The organism is Streptomyces sp. AB3(2024) (assembly GCF_041862025.1).
Taxonomy (GTDB): Bacteria; Actinomycetota; Actinomycetes; order Streptomycetales; family Streptomycetaceae; genus Streptomyces.
In genome coordinates this window covers 21,834-37,973 of record NZ_JBGWAB010000047.1, presented here as the reverse complement: position 1 = coordinate 37,973, position 16,140 = coordinate 21,834, and the positions used below count along the sequence as shown (strand labels likewise).

Here is a 16,140-nt window from a genome sequence, read left to right as displayed (position 1 = left end):
GCCCCCGGGCCGATGCCCGGGCGGGAGGCCCCCCGTTACTGTCGCGACATGGACAGAACAACGCAGAGTGTTCCGCCGACGCCGGGCGGGAAGTGGGGCCACGCCCTCGCGGACTGGGGCGGGGCGTTCCTCTACGCGCTCACCGCGCTGCTGCTCATCGGCGGGACCCCGCGGGCCACCGGACTGCTGAGGGCGAGCGTCCTGACGCTGGCGCTGAGCCTGCTCGCGGGCCTGTTGCGGCGCAGGCCCCTCGTGGCCCTGGCCCTCACCCTGACCGCCGCCACGGTGGTGGCCTACGGTGCCCAGCGGGGCGACCTGACGACCGACCGCCACCTGGTCTACGTTCCCGTGGCCATCGTCTTCGGGATCGTCGTCGTCACCCGCACCCGCCGGGCCACGGCCGTCGCCGGCGCCGTCGTGGCCCTGGTGGAACTGCCGGCGGTCGCCGGCCTGGCCCACGACCCGTACGGGATGAACGGCAGCCTGCTCGTCACCCTCCTGACGCTGGGCGCCTGCGGCATGGCGGGTCTCCTGCTGCGCGAGCGGCGCGAACACCGCGCCGAACTGCGCGAGTCGGAGGTGTCCGAGGCCCTCACCGCCGAACGTCTGCGCATAGCGCGGGAGTTGCACGACATGGTCGCCCACAGCATCGGCGTGATCGCCATCCAGGCGGGGGTCGGCAGCCGGGTCATCGGGACCCAGCCGGCCGAGGCCCGCAAGGCCCTCGACGCCATCGAGGCCACCAGCCGGGAGACCCTGGCGGGCCTGCGCCGGACCCTGGTCGCCCTGCGCCGGGCCCAGCCCGACGGGGAAGGCGGCCACGTTCCGACGGGGCCCGCGCCCGGCCTGGCCGACCTCGACGCCCTCGCGGCCTCGCTGGCCGACTCCGGGGTGCGGGTCGAGGTACGCACCACGGGCGAGCGGCGCGACCTCCCGCCGGACATCGACCTGTCGGTGTACCGCATCGTGCAGGAGGCGCTGACGAACGTGGTCCGGCACGCGGGCGGCGGTGTCCGCGCCCGGGTGGGCCTCGACTTCTCGGCGGAGGAACTGCGCGTGGAGGTCCTCGACGACGGGCGGGGGATGTCCGCGCGCGCCGGGAAGAGCGGCTTCGGCATCACCGGCATGTACGAACGGGTCAGCCTGCTCCACGGTCGCTTCAGCGCCGGACCGCGCCCCGAGGGCGGCTTCCGCGTCGCGGCCGAGCTGCCGCTGCCCGCCGTGCGGACGGAGGCGGCCCGATGAACGGTCCCGTACGCGTGCTGCTCGTCGACGACCAGCCGCTGGTGCGCTCCGGGCTGCGCGTGCTCATCGCCGACACCACCGATCTGGAGGTGGTGGCCGAGGCCGGCACCGGCGCGGACGCCGTCGCGCTCGCGGCCGAGCACGTCCCCGACGTGGTGGTGATGGACATCAGGATGCCGGGCATGGACGGCATCGAGGCCACCCGGCGGATCACCGCGCAGCCGGGCGCGCCCAGGATCCTCGTCCTGACCACCTTCGACGAGGACGAACACGTCTACGGGGCGCTGCGCGCCGGTGCGAGCGGGTTCGCGGTCAAGGACATGGCCCTGGACGACATCCTCGCCGCCATCCGGGTCGTGGCCGCCGGGGACTCCCTGATCGCCCCCGGGGCCACGCGCAGGCTGATCGCGGACTTCGTCCGGAGCCCGCAGCCGGGGGCCGGCGCGGGGGCCGAGCCGCCGCGGAGGCCGGAGCGCCCGCTCACGGGGGTCACCGACCGGGAGCGGGAGGTCCTCGTCCTGGTGGGGCGGGGCCTGTCGAACACCGAGATAGCCGAGGAGCTGTTCATCTCCGTGGCCACGGCCAAGGCCCACGTGGCGCGGCTGTTCAGCAAACTCGCCGCCCGGGACCGGGTCCAGCTGGTGATCACGGCCTACGAGGCGGGGCTGGTCGCACCACCCGGCTGAGCCGCCGCGCCCCGCGGGGTTCCGGGCGGGCCGTGTTCGGGGCGGGGCGTGTTCGGGGAGGGGCGTGTTCAGGGCGCCGAGCCGTCGAGGCGGCCGGCCTCCCGGGCCGCCCGCTCGACCCGGGCCCGGTGGGCCTCCCACCAGGCCGCGTCGCGCTCCGGCAGGCTCTCGCTCCCGGTCCGCAGGCCGGTGGTCCCGTCGATGAGCTCCCGTAGGACGTCCGCGTGCCCGGCGTGCCGGTCGGTCTCGGCGATCATGTGGACGAGGCTGTGGTGGAGGGTCACCTCGTTGCGGGCACCCCAGGGCACCCGGCCCACGGCGTCGAGGTCGAGCGCCCCGATCGTTTCGTCCGCGTGCGCGCAGGCCGCGCGGTAGAGGTCGGTGATCTGCTCACGGGTCTCGTCGGCCGTGGCCCACAGGTCCGCGTTGGGTTCGGCGTCGCCGGTGATCCACAACGCCGTCGACTCGAAGGGCCGCCCGAAGCCGGCGCCGAAGTACAGGGCCTCGGCGCCGGCCGCGTGCTTGACCAGCCCCAGCAGATTGGTGCCGGTCGGGGTCACGGGCCGGCGGACGTCGTACTCGGAGAGTCCGTCGAGCTTCCACAGCAGGACCTCGCGGGCGTCCTGGAGGTAGATCTGCAGGTCCTTCTTGGCATCCGATGTGATCATCGGGCCAGTCTTGCGACCGGGGGCTCCGTGGTCACCGGATTTTCGGCGGACGCCGCCGGCTTCCCGCGCCCCCGGGGACCGCTACTGGGAGTCGCCAGCCTGCTTCTGCGCCTTCTGGGCGTTCTTCTCCTTGATGCGCACGGTTTCCTTGCGCACCTCGGCCTGGGTGGCGCGCTCCTTCTGGAGCCACTCGGGGTCGTCCTGCTTGATGGCCTCGATCTGGTCCGTGGTCAGGGCCTCGGTGACCCCGCCGCGCGCGAGACCGGCGATGGACACGCCGAGCTTCGCCGCGACGACGGGCCGCGGGTGCGGGCCGTTGCGGCGCAGCTCCACCAGCCACGCGGGCGGCTCGGACTGGAGTGCGTTCAGCTCGGAGCGCGAAACCACACCCTCCTGGAACTCTGCGGGGGTGGCTTCGAGGTACACACCCAGCTTCTTCGCCGCAGTCGCGGGCTTCATCGTCTGGGTGCTCTGGTGCGAGGTCATGGTCTCAAGGGTATCGAGCGTGTGCGCTACCTCCGACCACGACCGGTAACCTGGCGGAGTGACAGGCTCGGATGTACCCCCTTCGTTCCGGCTCGCCTACGTCCCGGGAGTGACGCCCACGAAGTGGGTGCGGATCTGGAACGAGCGGCTGCCCGACGTCCCGCTGACCCTGGTGGGCGTGTCCGCCGCAGAGGCGTTCGACACGCTGCGCGGCAGCGGCGCCGACGCCGGATTCGTGCGGCTGCCCGTGGACCGGGCGGACCTCAGCGCGATCCCCCTCTACACCGAGACGACCGTGGTGGTGATCCCGAAGGACCACCTGGTGGCCGCCGTGGAGGAGGTGTCGACCGCGGACCTGGCCGACGAGATCGTGCTGCACCCCCTCGACGACGTCCTCGGCTGGGAGACCCTCCCGGGCCGTCCCGCCTTCGAACGCCCGGCCACGACGGCGGACGCGATCGAGCTGGTGGCCGCGGGCATCGGCGTCCTCGTCGTTCCGCAGTCCCTCGCCCGCCTGCACCACCGCAAGGACCTCACCTACCGGACGGTCACCGACGCCCCCGAGTCGCGCATCGCGCTGTCCTGGCCCGAGGAGCGGACCACCGATCTGGTGGAGGAGTTCATCGGCATCGTCCGGGGACGGACCGTGAACAGCACCCGCGGCCGTCCGCCGACGCCGCCCCAGCCCAAGCAGCGCAAGGCCGGTGCGGCCAAGTCCGGCGCGGGCCGGACCGGGGCGAAGCCGGGCGGCGGCACGGGCGGCAAGGCGACGGGGAAGACGTCCGGCAAGAACCCCCGCGGCGGCTCCGCCGCCCCCAAGGCCGCCAAGCGCGGCAAGCCGCGCCGCCGTCCCTGACGCCGGGCCGTCCGGCCGTCTCCTCAGCGCCGCGCCGTCTCCTCCGGGGGTACGGCGTCGCTGACGTGCACCAGCCGGTAGGCGTGGCCGCGCCGGGGCCGGCGGTCGTTCCCGCGCAGGCCCCTCGCCTGCTGGACGGCCGCGTCGAGGAGCGCCGACACCTGCGGGTTGGCCCGGCGCAGCCGCAGCAGCTGGTCGGAACGCAGGCCGACGATCGCCGCGGCGGTCCCGGCGTGCACCCCCTTGGCCACGGACTGGAGCAGCAGGCGCAGGCCGAAACCGCCGACCTTGCCGGGTGCCCCGACCCGGTGCGCCTCGGCCAGGGCCGAAGCCGAGGCGAGAGCCGTGTCGAAGGCCGGGTCGTGGGCGCGCCAGCCGGCCAGCATCGGCTCCGGGATCCCGGCCGCGGCCGCGCATCCGGCGGGCCCCAGGCCCAGGGCCGCCGCGTGGACGGCGCGGGCCCTGCGGACGCTGTTCTCGGCGCTCAGGTCCGTGTGCGGATCGAGCGCCGTGGCGAGCGTGCGGTCGATGTCCTCGGCCGTGCCGAGGCCCGCCAGCACCGCCGCCGCCCATTGCCTGCGGTCGCCCGACGCGTCCTGTTCCTGTTCGTCCACCGGGTGCGTGCCTCCCGCCGTGTCTGTCCGGCCTGGTCCCCTGCTCCCATTGTGCGACCGGGAGCGGTCCCGGGGGACCCCGGTCTCAGCAGGTGGCCGGTGCGGGGTGGGCCAGGGCATGGGCGGTGAGGGAGCGGGAGTAGCGGCGCAGCAGCAGGACGGCCGTGGTGGCGAGGCCGGTGAGCAGGCCGAGCCAGATGCCGAGGGTGTCCAGGTCCAGTGCGTACGCGAGGATCCAGGAGGCCGGCAGTCCGACGGCCCAGTAGCCGACGAGGGTGATGCGGAAGCCGCTCCTGGTGTCGTCGAGGCTCCGCAGCAGCCCCACGCCGATGTTCTGCGCACAGTCGAAGAACTGCAGGAACGCGGTGACGACGAGGAGCTGGGCGGCGATGGCCGGAGCCTGGCCGGCATCGGGACCGGAGTCCAGGAAGGGCGCCAGGACCAGCCGGGGAACCGTCAGGTAGAGCAGTCCGACGACGGCCATGACGGCGGCGGCGCAGGCCAGCGCCGTGTTCTTGATGCGCCGGGCGTCGTCGTGGTGGCCGAGGGCGAGTTCGCGGCTGACGTTGATGGAGGCCGCGTGGGAGAGCCCGACGGCGACCTGGAAGACGATGTAGACGAGCTGGTTGACGGCGGTGTGCGCGGCCAGGGCCTCGGGTCCGAAGGAGCCGGCCATGAGCGCGGTGAGCGAGAAGAATCCGGCCTCGGAGCCGTAGGTGGCGGCGATGGGGACGCCCAGGGCGACCAGCTGCTTGACGGTGGCCGGGTCGGCCTTGGCGATGTCGAGGGTCAGGAGGGGTGCCAGCCGTTCGTCCCGCTTCGCCGAGACGAAGAGGGCGAGGAAGGACAGCAGGTACACGGTCGAGGTGGCGATGCCGATACCGGTGAGTCCGAGCCGCGGCAGACCGAACGTGCCGTGGATCAGCACCCAGTTGAGGCCGGCGTTGACCGCGACCGAGGCGATGGTGATCCGCAGCAGGGCCTGCGGACGGCGCATGCCGATGGTGAACTGGCGTACGGCCTGGAACCACAGACAGGGCAGCAGTCCGGGGGCGAGGGCGAGGAGCATCGTCCGGGCGGGGCCGACGACGTCCGCGTCCTGGCCGAGCAGGCCGAGGGCCTGTCCGATGAGGATCATGAGGACCGCGCCGATGACGCCGGCGAGCGTGGCGACGGCCAGGCTCGCCCGGACGATGCCCCGCACCTCGTCGTCCGCGGCCCCTCCCCCCGCGGTGCCGTCGCCCCCTTCGGCCGCCCGTTCGGCCCGCGCGGCCGCGGCGGCTATCCGGTTGCCGACGGAGGTGACGAGGCCGACGCCCATGGTGCGGAGCTGGTTGAAGATGACGATGGCCAGACCGCCGGCCGCGAGCTCCCGGGTGCCCAGGAGCCCCATCATCACGGTGTCGGTCGTGGTCAGCGCCACCTGGGCGAGCTGGGTGAGGATCAGGGGGACGGCGAGGACCCCGAGGGCGCGGCTGTCGCGGAGGAGAGTGGTGAGCATGGTTCACCGGTTCCCGCGGAGTTTGGTGAGCAGTTCTTCGATCTCCCGCTCGGCCTCGGGGTCGAGGAGGCCGCGGGCCCTCATCCAGTCGTCGTTGAAGACGGTGTCCATGTACTTCTCTCCGCCGTCGTTGACGAGCGCGACCATCGTCGTGCCCGGGGGCAGGGAGGGCAGCCGGCCGAGGGCCTCGTGGACCACGCCTCCGGCGGATCCGCCGATGAGGAGCCCGGTACGGGCGACGGCGCGGCAGGTCGCGAAGGCCTCGACGTCGCCGACCTTGACCCCCTCGTCGATGAGGTCGAAGTCTACGAGGGCGCCTATCCCGGCCCCCTCCGGGGTGCCGGTACCGGACTGGTAGTAGTCGTGGGCCGGGCCGCCGAAGGCGATGGAGCCCTTGGGCTCGACGCCGATGACGGAGAAGCCGGACATGAGCTTGCGCAGCTCCCGGCCCGTGCCGCAGAGGGCGCCGCCGGTGCCGACCGCGCCGATCAGGACGTCGATCCGTCCGCCGAGCGCCTCGTGGAGTTCGTGCGCCACGGGGAAGTATCCGACACCGTTCGCCGGGTTGTTGTGCTGTTCGGTGAAGATGGTGTTGTCCTGCCCGCGGGCCATGTCCTCGGCGAGTTCCTCGCGGGCCGCGGTGGCGAGTTCCTCGGTGCCGTCGTCGACGACGTAGACGAGCTCGGTGCCCAGCGCCTTCATGCCCCGCAGTTTGTCGGGGCAGGCGTGGTGGTCCACGACGGCGGTGAAGGCGTAGCCGCGCTCGGCGGCGATGACCGCGAGGCCCAGGCCGGTGTTGCCCGAGGTGGACTCGACGATCCTGCCGCCGGGCCGGAGTTCGCCCGCCGCCTCGGCGGCGTCGACCATGGCACGGGCCATGCGGATCTTGGCCGTGCCGGTCGGGTTGAACATCTCCAGTTTCAGCAGCAGGCGGCTGCCGGTCCCGGTGGAGGCCAGTTCCAGCAGGGGGGTGTACCCGACGAGGTCGGATACGCGGGATACCAGGGCGGGACGCTGAAGGGCTCCGGGCATCGGTGACTCCAGAGGGTGGGGGTGGGGGCGTCAGGTGAAGTGGCGGTCCAGGCGCCAGCGGGGGCGCGGCAGACCGGTCCGGTCCATGACGACCTTCGGGGGCAGGGGCAGGTCGTGGAAGGGGGACTCGTTGGAGTCCATCTGGTAGCCGGCCGTGTTGGGGTAGACGAGCAGGTCACCGGTGCGGGGGCGGCTCGGGAAGGGGATCTTGCGCCAGGTGAGCAGGTCCGACTCCAGACAGGTGGCCGCACCGACGCTCGCCGGGAACGTCCCCCGCTCGGCCCCGGGGGTCTGGGGGAGGAGGACGGGGTCGGGCAGGTACTCGCTGTTGAACCACTGTTCGGACAGGCTCAGGCTGGTGCCGTCCACGGTCAGGATCCGGTAGCCCGCGCGTTCTTTGACGCCCTGGACCCGGAAGACCGTGGCTCCGGCCTGGTGGAGCAGGGCTCGTCCGGGCTCCAGGAGCAGCAGGACGCCGGAGTCGGAGAGGAGCCGGGACAGCGGCTGCCCGTGGCCCTCGGGGCGGGTGGCCAGGAGCGCGGCCAGTGCCTCGGCGCCCGCGACGGGGGAGTGGTAGGGGTAGAAGTCGCCCGTGTGGAAGGTCTTGGCGGCGTGGTAGTGACCGCTGTGCTGCTCCGCGAGGAAGCCGCGCCAGCTCTCGGCGTCGGTGTAACTGACCGGCAGGCCGCCGCCGATGCTGATCCGGCTCGCCTCCAGGCCGCGCACCCGCGCCGCGAGGCACAGGCCGACCAGCCGGGCCGCGAGGTCGGCCCGGGGCTGGAGGGCGTAGCCGGAGAGGTGGAAGGAGAACCCCTCCGTGCGCAGGGCGCCCCCGGCCCGTACGCAGCGGTCCAGGGCCGTGGCCAGTTCCGGCTCGGAGAGCCCGAAGCGGCTGTGGGGCTGACCGGGCGGCAGACAGCGCAACAGGATCCGGGCCGGGCGGATCCGCCCGCCGGGCCCCCCGTCGGCGAGCGCGACGAGCGCGTCGAGTTCGTCCAGGGCGTCGACGGCGATCAGCGCTCCGTGCCGCACGGCCAGGTCCAGCAGCGCCGGGTCCTTCGCGGGCCCGGTGACCACGAGGTGCTCGCCCCGCACGCCGTGGCCCAGGGCCTCGCACAGCTCGCCGACGGAGGCCACGTCCACGCCGGCACCGCCGGCCGCGGCGCGTTCGGCGAAGACGGCGGCTTTGTTGGCCTTCTTCGCGAAGTACACGAACCCCTCGACCCCGGCCGAGGCCAGGGCCTCCCGCATGCCCCGAAGGTTGGTGTCGAAGGCCTCGGGCAGCAGGAAGTGGAACGGGCCGCCGAAGGCGTGGGCGAGCTCGGGCAGCAGCCCGCTCGCCAGCACCCGCTCGGTGGCCTCGTCGGGCAGGACCGGCAGGGTGGGCGGGGCGGCGCCGGTCGCGGCGGGACCGGCCACCCCGGTGGCGGAACCGTGCGTCGCCGTCGAGCCGTTCACGCCCACAGCGCGACCTCCGTGCCCAGGCCCTGGGCGAGCGCGAGTTGCGCGAAGCGGTGTCCGAGGGCGATGTCGGTGACGACGAGACCGCTGTTGTAGGCGAAGACGCGCTCGTCGGCGCCGGTCCGGCCCCTGCTCCGCCCGGCGAGCACGGCCGGGAACTCGCAGTCCACCGGCGGGAGTTCGCCGTCGGCGTCGGCCATGTCCGCGCCGGTGACGTTCATCTGTGCCTCGCTCGTGGCGATCACCCGGTCGGCCTCGTGCAGGGTGGACGGCGCCAGCCCGTGGCCGACGAGGACCGCCAGCGCGCCGGGCCGGAGCCAGCCCGCCTCCACCGCGGCCGGGGTGTGGCCGCCCGCGGTGGCGACGATGACGTCGGCGTCGGCGGCGGCCGCCCGCAGGTCGGTGACCAGCTCCACGTCCCGGTCGGGGAAGTGGGCGCGCAGCTGTTCGCGGACGGCGGCGATGCCCTCGGGGTGCGTACCGGACAGCATCAGCCGGTCCAGGTCCGGGAGGGTGGTCAGCAGGAACGGCAGGGCCAGCCGGCCCTGGGTACCGGTGCCGATGACCAGGGCGCCGCGGGCCGCCGGAGCGGCGAGTTCGCGGGCCAGCAGTGCCGAGACGGCGGGAGTGCGCAGGGAGCCGATGCGGGAGCAGTCCATCATCGCGACGGGCAGGCCGGTGGCGTCGTCGTAGAGCGTCAGCGCGGTGTAGTAGTGCTGCTCCTCGCGGCCCTTGTCGAGGCCGTGCTTGTAGGAGGTCTTGACGGCGACGACGTCGCGGGAGCCGTCGCGGCCGAGCATCGCGTAGGAGACGGAGTGCCCGTCCGTCGGTTTGACCGTGAGCTTGCGGGGGTTGTCGGACAGGCCGGCGTCGAGGGTGCGGTAGGCGCCTTCCACCGTCTCCACCACGTCGGCCAGGGATATGTCGATCCCGGCGAGGTCGGTGGTGGACAGGACGCGCAGGTGCCGGTCGTCCGCCGGCGCGGAGGCGGAAGCGGTGGTGGCGGGGGCGGCCTTGGTGTCGGTCATGGGGTCGGTCCTCCGGGTGCGGGGCGGGTGGTCAGCTCGCGTGTGCTTCGAGGGCGCTCTGGCCGTAGCCGTGTTCGCCGGCCTCGGCGTCGGGACGGGTGTGGCGGCCGGGTACGCGTACCGAGGCGCGTTTGAGCCAGCGGTCGGTGCCGTCGTAGCGGGCCCGGAAGGCGACGCGGCCGTGCACGACGAGGTCGTTGTCGACGACCAGGACGTCGCCGGGACTGAGGCTGACGGCGACCGAGACCCGGGCCAGTTCCTCGGAGAGCCGGCCGTACGAGGACCGGTACGCCTCGTCGGCCTCCTCCAGCGGGGTGTACGCCGGGTCGAAGCGCAGGGTCATGCCGTCCTCGGTGGCGAAGAGGGCGGGGACGGGCGGTGGTGCCTGGTCGGCGTAGCCCTGGGCCTCGGCGTAGGCGTCGTCGGGCAGGATCGGCACCGCGGGCCGGGTGAGGACGTCGACGTCGGCGTCGGTGAGCCGGGTGAGGCGGACGCTCGCCGCGGTGGTGGCGATGTGGTCGTGGTTGCGCATGCAGCCGAGCATCAGCAGGTGGGCGCGGCCGGGGTGGAAGGCGTCCTCGGTGTGCGGGCTGAGCAGGACCGAGCTGCTGGCGCCGGTCTGTTCGCTCTCGTGGCCGGGTGAGGGAACGATGTTGTGGACGAAGCGGCCGTCCTGCTGGCCCTCCCAGGCGATGGGGTTGCCCATCACGGTGGCGAGCAGCAGGAGGGCGAGGTCGTACACGGCTCCGCTGTCACCGGCGCTCGCCCATCCCGGGGGAGTGGGGCCGATGGCGGCGTCGTCGACGTCGAGGCCGCGCAGGACGAACAGTCCGTCGGCGGTGTCGACGGGACGGCAGTGGTGGCGCAGGTCCTCGCCGAGGCCGTCGGCCACTTCGCGGACGCGGGCCAGGAGCCGGGGGCTCGTGGCGGAGGTGCCGAACTCGGCCAGGAGTTCCTCGGCGGCCCGACGGAGTTCGGCCACGGTGTGGGCATCGAGCTGACGGACTGGGGCGGCTGCCGTGCTCATGGCGAGAAGATCCGTTTCTTCGGATGGCAGGGAGAGCCCGGTTCTCTGGGTGCGCTCTCTCCCGAAGGGATGGCGGGGAGCGTCAACTGGCAAGAAATGAAAGGGAGTTGGAGCCCGTTCGAAAACCTGCGGAACCGGGGAACGCTTCGAACGCTAGCACCGAAGTGAGGTAAGGCAAACCTTACTTGCTGGTCACCTGGAATCGATATTCGGACATGCGTCCCATCGCGGATCGCAACTTGCAGGGGTGGTCGTCATTAGGGTAGGCAAACCTAAGCATTCACTCAGTTGCTTCAGCGGAACGAGGACGTACGTGGACATCGACAGGCGCCAAGTGCTGTGGGCCGGCGGGGCGATGGGCGCGGCAGCCCTGCTCGCCGCCTGCTCCTCGGGAGACGGCGGCACCACGGACGGGAAGGCCGGCGGGGACGCCGCGCCCAAGAGCGGCGGCACGCTCCGTATCGGCGCGCTCGGCCGTGCCGGAGCCATCACCCGCGACCCCCACGGCACCCAGGCCAACGAGAGCGACTACCTCGTCATCGCCCTCGTCTTCGACACCCTCGCCATGCCGGGAGCGAAGACCAACACGGTGCCCCGCCTGGCCGCCTCCTGGGAGCCCTCCGCCGACCTGAAGACCTGGCGCTTCAAGCTCGCCAAGGGCGCCGCCTTCCACGACGGCACCCCGGTCACCGCCGAGGACGTCGTCTGGTCGCTGCGCCGGCTGCGCGCCACGCCCTCCGGCGCGGCCCGCCTGCCCGGGGTCAAGGGGCCCGAGAGCATCACCGCCGACGGCGCGGACACGGTCGTCGTCGTCTCCGACTACGCCAACGCCGACTTCCCGCTGCTGACGCGCCTGGCCACCTTCGTGATGAAGAAGGACACCCCGGACAACGCCCTCGACAAGGCCCCCGGCACCGGCCCGTTCAAGCTCGACTGGTACCGGGGCGGCAACGCCCGCCTGGTCCGCAACGACAAGTGGTACGGCGGGACCGTGCGCCTCGACGCCATCGAGGTCACCATGTTCGAGACCCCGCAGGCCATGGCCAACGCCCTGCTGGCCGGTCAGATCGACGTGGCCTCCAACGCCGGCGCCGTCGCCGCCCGCACCGCCGCGACCCGCAAGGACATCCAGGTCCTGCGCCGCCCCAACGACATGGCGATGCCGATCGTCATGCGTGCCGCGCCGGGCAGCCCCTTCGCCGACCCGCGCGTACGCGAGGCCATGCGCCTGGTCGTCGACCGCGACGCCATGGTCAAGCAGGTCCTCTCCGGCTACGGCACCGTCGCCAACGACATCATGGGCACCGGCGACCCCGCCTACGCCAAGGACGTCCCGCAGCGCAAGCGGGACCTGGAGAAGGCCAAGAAGCTGCTCGCCGAGGCGAACTTCGACCTCTCGAAGACCTACTCCCTCGTCACGACCGAGGACGTCTCCGGACTCGCCGAGTCCGCGACCCTCTTCGCCAACCAGGCCCGCGAGGCCGGAATCAAGGTCGAGGTCGTCAAGCAGGAGTCCGGGGCCTTCTGGGACAAGACCTGGAAGACAGGCGACTTCTACACGACCTACTGGGGCACCAACGACTCCGTGGTCTTCTTCGCCTCCAAGACCATGGTCTCCGAGGCCGGGCAGAACGAGGCCGGCTGGAACGACCCCGCCTTCGACGCCGCCTACCGCAAGGCGACCGCGACCGTCGACGAGAAGGAGCGGGCCGCCGCCCTCAAGGAGCTCCAGCAGATCGAGCACGAGCGCTCCGGCTACCTCCTGTGGGGCATGGCCGACGGCATCGACCTCGCCGCCGCCAAGGTCAAGGGCCTGCCCACGCTGCCCGGTTACGGCCGCGTCCAGCTGGAGAACGCGTGGCTGGCCTGAGCCGTACGGCCCCCGAGCCCGCACCTGCCTCCCCCGGAACCCCGGGGGAGGCAGGTGCGGCGCGCCGCGTCCGCCCCCTGCTGCGCCTCGCGGCCGCGGTGGCCCGCCGGGCCCTGATGCTGGTCCTCCTGCTGGCCCTGGTGTTCGCCGCGGTCGAGCTGCTGCCCGGCGACGCGGCGAGCGCGAGCTCCGAGCGCGGGGACAGCGCCGCCGACGTCGCGGCCCGCCGGCACCTGCTCGGCCTCGACCGCCCGGTCTGGGAACGCTTCGCCGACTGGATGACCGCCCTGCCCACCGGGGACCTCGGCACCAGCGCGCGCGGGCAGAAGGTCACCGACCTCCTCGCCGACCCGCTCCCCAACACCCTCCTGCTCGGCGGCACGGCCTTCCTCCTCACCGTCCTCGCCTCGCTCGCCCTGGGCTGCTGGGCCGCCTGCCGCCCCGGCCGGCTCACCGACCGGATCGTCTCGCACGCCGCCACGGCCGCCTTCGCCGTACCCGAGTTCGTGGTCTCCGTCGGGCTGCTCCTCGTCCTCGCCCTGTGGAGCGGCCTGCTGCCCGCCGTCACCCTCACCGGTGCCGACGGCGCACCCGATTCCTGGACCATGCTGGTCATGCCGGTCCTGGCGCTGGTGATCCCGCAGACCGGCTGGAACACCCGGATCGTCCGCGGGGCCCTGGCCGACCAGGCCCGCACCCCGCACGTGGAGGCGGCCCACCTCGACGGGCTGCCCGTGCGCCGGGTCGTCCTGCGCCACGCGCTGCCGGGCGCGGTCCCCGCGATCGCCACCGGCATCGCCACCTCCACCGGCATGCTGCTCGGCGGCGCCGTCGTGGTGGAGACCCTCTTCAACTACCCGGGCATCGGCAGCGTCCTGGCCTCGGCGGTCAGCAGCCGCGACACCCCGCTCATCGCGGGCGTCGTCGCCTGCGCGGGCGCCGCCATCAGCCTCGTCCTGCTGGCCGCCGACCTGCTGCGGGACCGCATCCTGGGAGACCGCCCGTGAACGCAGCCGCCGACACCCCCGCCGACACCCCCGCCGACATGCCGGCCGGTACCGCTGCCGGTGTGCCCGCCGATGCGCCTGCCGACACCCCCGCCGACGTGCCCGACGCCCCCGCCCCCGCCCCCGCCGCCGGCGTTCCCGCGGGCTTCCGGGACGGCGCCGCCGGCGATCCGGCCGGGCGCCCGGCCGGTGCCGGGTCCCGCGGCCGGACCCTGCGCCGGATCGCCCCCGGCCTGCTCCTGGTCCTGCTGGCCCTCACCGGGCCGTGGCTCGCCGCGCACCCCCTCGACACCCCCGTCACCGCCCCCTACGCGGCCGCCGGGGACGGAGCCGTACTGGGCGGGGACCAGCTGGGGCGCGACGTGCTGAGCCGGCTGCTCCACGGGGGCAGCGCCCTGATCGGCGGCGCCCTCCTCATCGCCGTCGTCGTCACCCTGCTCGCCACCGTGCTCGGCTGCTTCGCGGTGCTGCACCCCACGCTCGGCCGCGCCGTGGAACGCGCCGCCGACGTCCTCATCCTGCTCCCGCCGGTCCTCGGCATCATGCTCATCGCCCTGGCCTGGCCGGGCGGCGGCCGGTGGGCCGTCATAGCGGCCGCGGTGGTCCTCGGCACCCCGTACGCCGTGCGCATCGTCGCCTCCGCCGCGGCGCCCCTGGCCCGCGCCGGCTACGTGGAGGCCGCCACCGCCCGGGGCGAGCGGCTGTCCTACATCGCCCTGCGCGAGCTGCTGCCCAACCTGCGCTCCACCGTGCTCGCCCTGTTCGGCCTGCGGTTCGTCGAGGCCGTGTACGTCATCTCGATGGCCGGATTCCTCCAGATCGGCCCGCAGCCCCCCGCCGCGGACTGGGCCCTGATGGTCCGTGAGAACGCGCCCGGCATCCTGCTCAACCCCTGGGCCGTGCTCGCCCCCAGCCTCGCCATCGCCGTCCTCGCCATCAGCTTCAACCTCGCCTCCGCCTCGCTCTCTTCCCGTCCTTCCCGCTCCTCCCACAAGGCGGTCACCACCTCGTGAGCGACCTCGACCAGAGCCCCGGCACGTCCGACGCCCCCGCCGCAGTGCTCCGCGGCCTGGAGATCGGCATCCCGGGCGGGCCGGTCCTGCTGCGGCCGGTCTCCCTGACCGTCCCGGCGGGCCGGATCACCGCCCTGACCGGCCCCTCCGGGGCCGGGAAGACCACCTTGCTGCGCGCGCTGACCGGCCACCTCCCCGAGGGCGCCGCCGTCACCGCGGGAACCCTGGAGGTACTGGGGACCGAGCCCGGCTCCCTCGGCGCCGGGGAACTGCGCCTGCTGCGCCGTACCCGGATCGCCTACGTCGGCCAGGACCCCGGCTCCGCCCTCAACCCCCGCATGCGGATCCGCCGGATCGTCGCGGAGACCGCCGTCGACCCGGGCGCGGCGGCCGTCCTCGCCCTGCTGCGCGAATGCCGGCTCCCCGTCGACGACGGCCTGCCCGAGCGCCGGCCCACCGCCGTCTCCGGCGGGCAGCAGCGGCGCGTGGCCCTGGCCAGGGCGCTGGCCCGCGAGCCGGAGCTGCTGCTGCTGGACGAGCCCACGGCCGGGCTGGACCCCGCCCTGCGCGACGAGATCGGCGTGCTGCTGAGGCAACTGGCCGCCGCCCGCGGGCTGACCGTCGTGATGGCCTGCCACGACCCCGAACTGGTCGAAGCCTGCGCCGACCGGGTGGTCCGGCTCCCGGGTCCGCCGCAGCCGCAGCCGCAGCCGGACTCGGGCTCCCGGCCGCGGTCCCCGTCCGTACGAGCCCCCGTGACGCCCCCGAGGGTCGCCCCGTCCGCCGCCCCGGTGTCCGCCGGGCCCGCGGGCGGGCTCCGCGCCCGCGGGGTCGGCGTGGCCTTCGCGCACCGGGCCGGGCGCCACCGGGCCCTGGACGCCGTGGACTTCGACGCGGAACCCGGCACGGCCACGGCCGTCGTCGGCCCCTCCGGCTCCGGCAAGACCACCCTGCTGCGCGTACTGGCCGGGCTCCACGCCCCCGACTCCGGCACGCTCACCCTGGACGGTGCCCCGCTCGCCGCCACGGCCCGCCGACGTGCCCGGGAGCACCGCCGCAGGGTGCAGCTGGTCCCGCAGAACCCGCTGGACGCGCTGAACCCGGCCCGCACGGTGGGCTCCGCCCTGGCGCGGCCCCTGCGGCTGCACGGGGGGACGCCGCGAGGCCCCCGTAGCACCGCGGAGGTCGCCCGGCTCCTCGAACAGGTGGAGCTGCCCGCCGAGTTCGCGGCCCGCTACCCGGCCGAGCTGTCCGGTGGGCAGCGCCAGCGGGTCTCCCTCGCCCGCGCCCTGGCCACCGAGCCGGACGTGCTGCTGTGCGACGAGATCACCTCGGCCCTGGACCCGGACACCTCCGTCGCGGTCATGGAGCTGCTGCGCCGCCTGCGGGCCGAACGGCGGATGACGGTGGTGCTGGTCAGCCACGAGCCGGACCTGGTCGCCGCCTACACGCGGACCGCCCACCTGCTGGAGGCGGGCAGGCTGTCCGCGGCCGGTCCCACGGAGGTGGTCCTGGCCGGGCTGTGATGTCCACCCCGCTCGGGGCGCTGCTGCTGGTCCCGGCCGGCCGCTCGTGCGCGGAGGGCGGCGGCCGTCCCGCCGCCCGACGAGGCCCCTGCCGAGCCCCGCCGCCTGAGCCGGCCGGCC

The 16,140-nt window shown here is 74.0% G+C and carries 15 protein-coding genes; 7 read left to right on the top strand and 8 right to left on the bottom strand.

All coding sequences use genetic code 11. The annotated features are described in order from the left end of the window. The first annotated feature begins 48 nt into the window (after positions 1–48). Both ACEPPI_RS19860 and ACEPPI_RS19855 read left to right on the top strand, forming a co-directional pair. On the top strand, positions 49–1,245 hold the full coding sequence (locus tag ACEPPI_RS19860) for a sensor histidine kinase (protein ID WP_373916565.1): 1,197 nt from the start codon (positions 49–51) through the stop codon (positions 1,243–1,245). After that, positions 1,242–1,931, top strand: coding sequence for a response regulator (locus ACEPPI_RS19855; protein WP_373916564.1), 690 nt, complete (start codon positions 1,242–1,244; stop codon positions 1,929–1,931). The genes ACEPPI_RS19860 and ACEPPI_RS19855 overlap by 4 nt, the downstream gene beginning before the upstream one ends. A gap of 68 nt (positions 1,932–1,999) precedes the next feature. Here ACEPPI_RS19855 and ACEPPI_RS19850 read toward each other — a convergent pair whose 3' ends face one another. Then, positions 2,000–2,599 (bottom strand): DinB family protein, encoded by a 600-nt coding sequence (locus ACEPPI_RS19850; RefSeq protein ID WP_373916563.1) that lies wholly within the window; start codon positions 2,597–2,599, stop codon positions 2,000–2,002. A gap of 81 nt (positions 2,600–2,680) precedes the next feature. Further along, entirely contained in the window at positions 2,681–3,085 is a 405-nt protein-coding gene (locus ACEPPI_RS19845; RefSeq protein WP_373916562.1) for a DUF5997 family protein, read from the bottom strand. Positions 3,086–3,143: 58 nt separating this feature from the next. On the opposite strand from ACEPPI_RS19845, the gene ACEPPI_RS19840 reads away from it, so the two are divergent. Then, positions 3,144–3,941, top strand: coding sequence for a LysR family substrate-binding domain-containing protein (locus ACEPPI_RS19840; RefSeq protein WP_373916561.1), 798 nt, complete (start codon positions 3,144–3,146; stop codon positions 3,939–3,941). Positions 3,942–3,964: 23 nt separating this feature from the next. On the opposite strand, the gene ACEPPI_RS19835 is transcribed toward ACEPPI_RS19840, so the two are convergent. From ACEPPI_RS19835 to ACEPPI_RS19810, 6 genes are all read right to left on the bottom strand, one after another. Further along, positions 3,965–4,555: a hypothetical protein gene (locus ACEPPI_RS19835; protein ID WP_373916560.1), complete on the bottom strand. Its 591-nt coding sequence runs from the start codon at positions 4,553–4,555 to the stop codon at positions 3,965–3,967. Positions 4,556–4,640: 85 nt separating this feature from the next. Beyond that, the gene (locus tag ACEPPI_RS19830) at positions 4,641–6,056 is read right to left on the bottom strand and encodes an MATE family efflux transporter (RefSeq protein ID WP_373916559.1); all 1,416 of its coding nucleotides are present in this window, start codon (positions 6,054–6,056) and stop codon (positions 4,641–4,643) included. Positions 6,057–6,059: 3 nt separating this feature from the next. Next, complete coding sequence (locus tag ACEPPI_RS19825; protein WP_373916558.1) at positions 6,060–7,088, bottom strand: cysteine synthase family protein; 1,029 nt, start codon at positions 7,086–7,088, stop codon at positions 6,060–6,062. A gap of 30 nt (positions 7,089–7,118) precedes the next feature. Further along, entirely contained in the window at positions 7,119–8,507 is a 1,389-nt protein-coding gene (locus ACEPPI_RS19820; protein WP_373916578.1) for a Y4yA family PLP-dependent enzyme, read from the bottom strand. Between the two features lie 35 nt (positions 8,508–8,542). Then, entirely contained in the window at positions 8,543–9,577 is a 1,035-nt protein-coding gene (locus ACEPPI_RS19815) for an ornithine cyclodeaminase family protein (protein ID WP_373916557.1), read from the bottom strand. Positions 9,578–9,608: 31 nt separating this feature from the next. Further along, entirely contained in the window at positions 9,609–10,604 is a 996-nt protein-coding gene (locus ACEPPI_RS19810; RefSeq protein WP_373916556.1) for a TauD/TfdA family dioxygenase, read from the bottom strand. A 313-nt stretch (positions 10,605–10,917) separates the two neighbouring features. Here ACEPPI_RS19810 and ACEPPI_RS19805 point away from each other — a divergent pair, with 313 nt between their 5' ends. Genes ACEPPI_RS19805 through ACEPPI_RS19790 form a run of 4 tightly spaced genes read left to right on the top strand, consistent with a single transcriptional unit; the run spans position 10,918 to position 16,020 of the window. Beyond that, positions 10,918–12,474 (top strand): ABC transporter substrate-binding protein, encoded by a 1,557-nt coding sequence (locus tag ACEPPI_RS19805; RefSeq protein ID WP_373916555.1) that lies wholly within the window; start codon positions 10,918–10,920, stop codon positions 12,472–12,474. Next, on the top strand, positions 12,462–13,481 hold the full coding sequence (locus ACEPPI_RS19800; protein WP_373916554.1) for an ABC transporter permease: 1,020 nt from the start codon (positions 12,462–12,464) through the stop codon (positions 13,479–13,481). The genes ACEPPI_RS19805 and ACEPPI_RS19800 overlap by 13 nt, the downstream gene beginning before the upstream one ends. Continuing rightward, a complete protein-coding gene (locus tag ACEPPI_RS19795) occupies positions 13,478–14,494 on the top strand; it encodes an ABC transporter permease (protein WP_373916553.1) in 1,017 nt (338 codons plus the stop codon). The genes ACEPPI_RS19800 and ACEPPI_RS19795 overlap by 4 nt, the downstream gene beginning before the upstream one ends. After that, entirely contained in the window at positions 14,491–16,020 is a 1,530-nt protein-coding gene (locus ACEPPI_RS19790; RefSeq protein ID WP_373916552.1) for an ABC transporter ATP-binding protein, read from the top strand. Before ACEPPI_RS19795 ends, ACEPPI_RS19790 begins: the two co-directional genes overlap by 4 nt. Positions 16,021–16,140 lie beyond the last annotated feature (120 nt).

Coding starts and splice junctions, on each gene's coding strand:
- ACEPPI_RS19855 (WP_373916564.1), top strand. CDS start 1,242: ATGAACGGTCCCGTACGCGTGCTGCTCGTCGACGACCAGCCGCTGGTG.
- ACEPPI_RS19810 (WP_373916556.1), bottom strand. CDS start 10,604: ATGAGCACGGCAGCCGCCCCAGTCCGTCAGCTCGATGCCCACACCGTG.
- ACEPPI_RS19860 (WP_373916565.1), top strand. CDS start 49: ATGGACAGAACAACGCAGAGTGTTCCGCCGACGCCGGGCGGGAAGTGG.
- ACEPPI_RS19845 (WP_373916562.1), bottom strand. CDS start 3,085: ATGACCTCGCACCAGAGCACCCAGACGATGAAGCCCGCGACTGCGGCG.
- ACEPPI_RS19850 (WP_373916563.1), bottom strand. CDS start 2,599: ATGATCACATCGGATGCCAAGAAGGACCTGCAGATCTACCTCCAGGAC.
- ACEPPI_RS19830 (WP_373916559.1), bottom strand. CDS start 6,056: ATGCTCACCACTCTCCTCCGCGACAGCCGCGCCCTCGGGGTCCTCGCC.
- ACEPPI_RS19825 (WP_373916558.1), bottom strand. CDS start 7,088: ATGCCCGGAGCCCTTCAGCGTCCCGCCCTGGTATCCCGCGTATCCGAC.
- ACEPPI_RS19815 (WP_373916557.1), bottom strand. CDS start 9,577: ATGACCGACACCAAGGCCGCCCCCGCCACCACCGCTTCCGCCTCCGCG.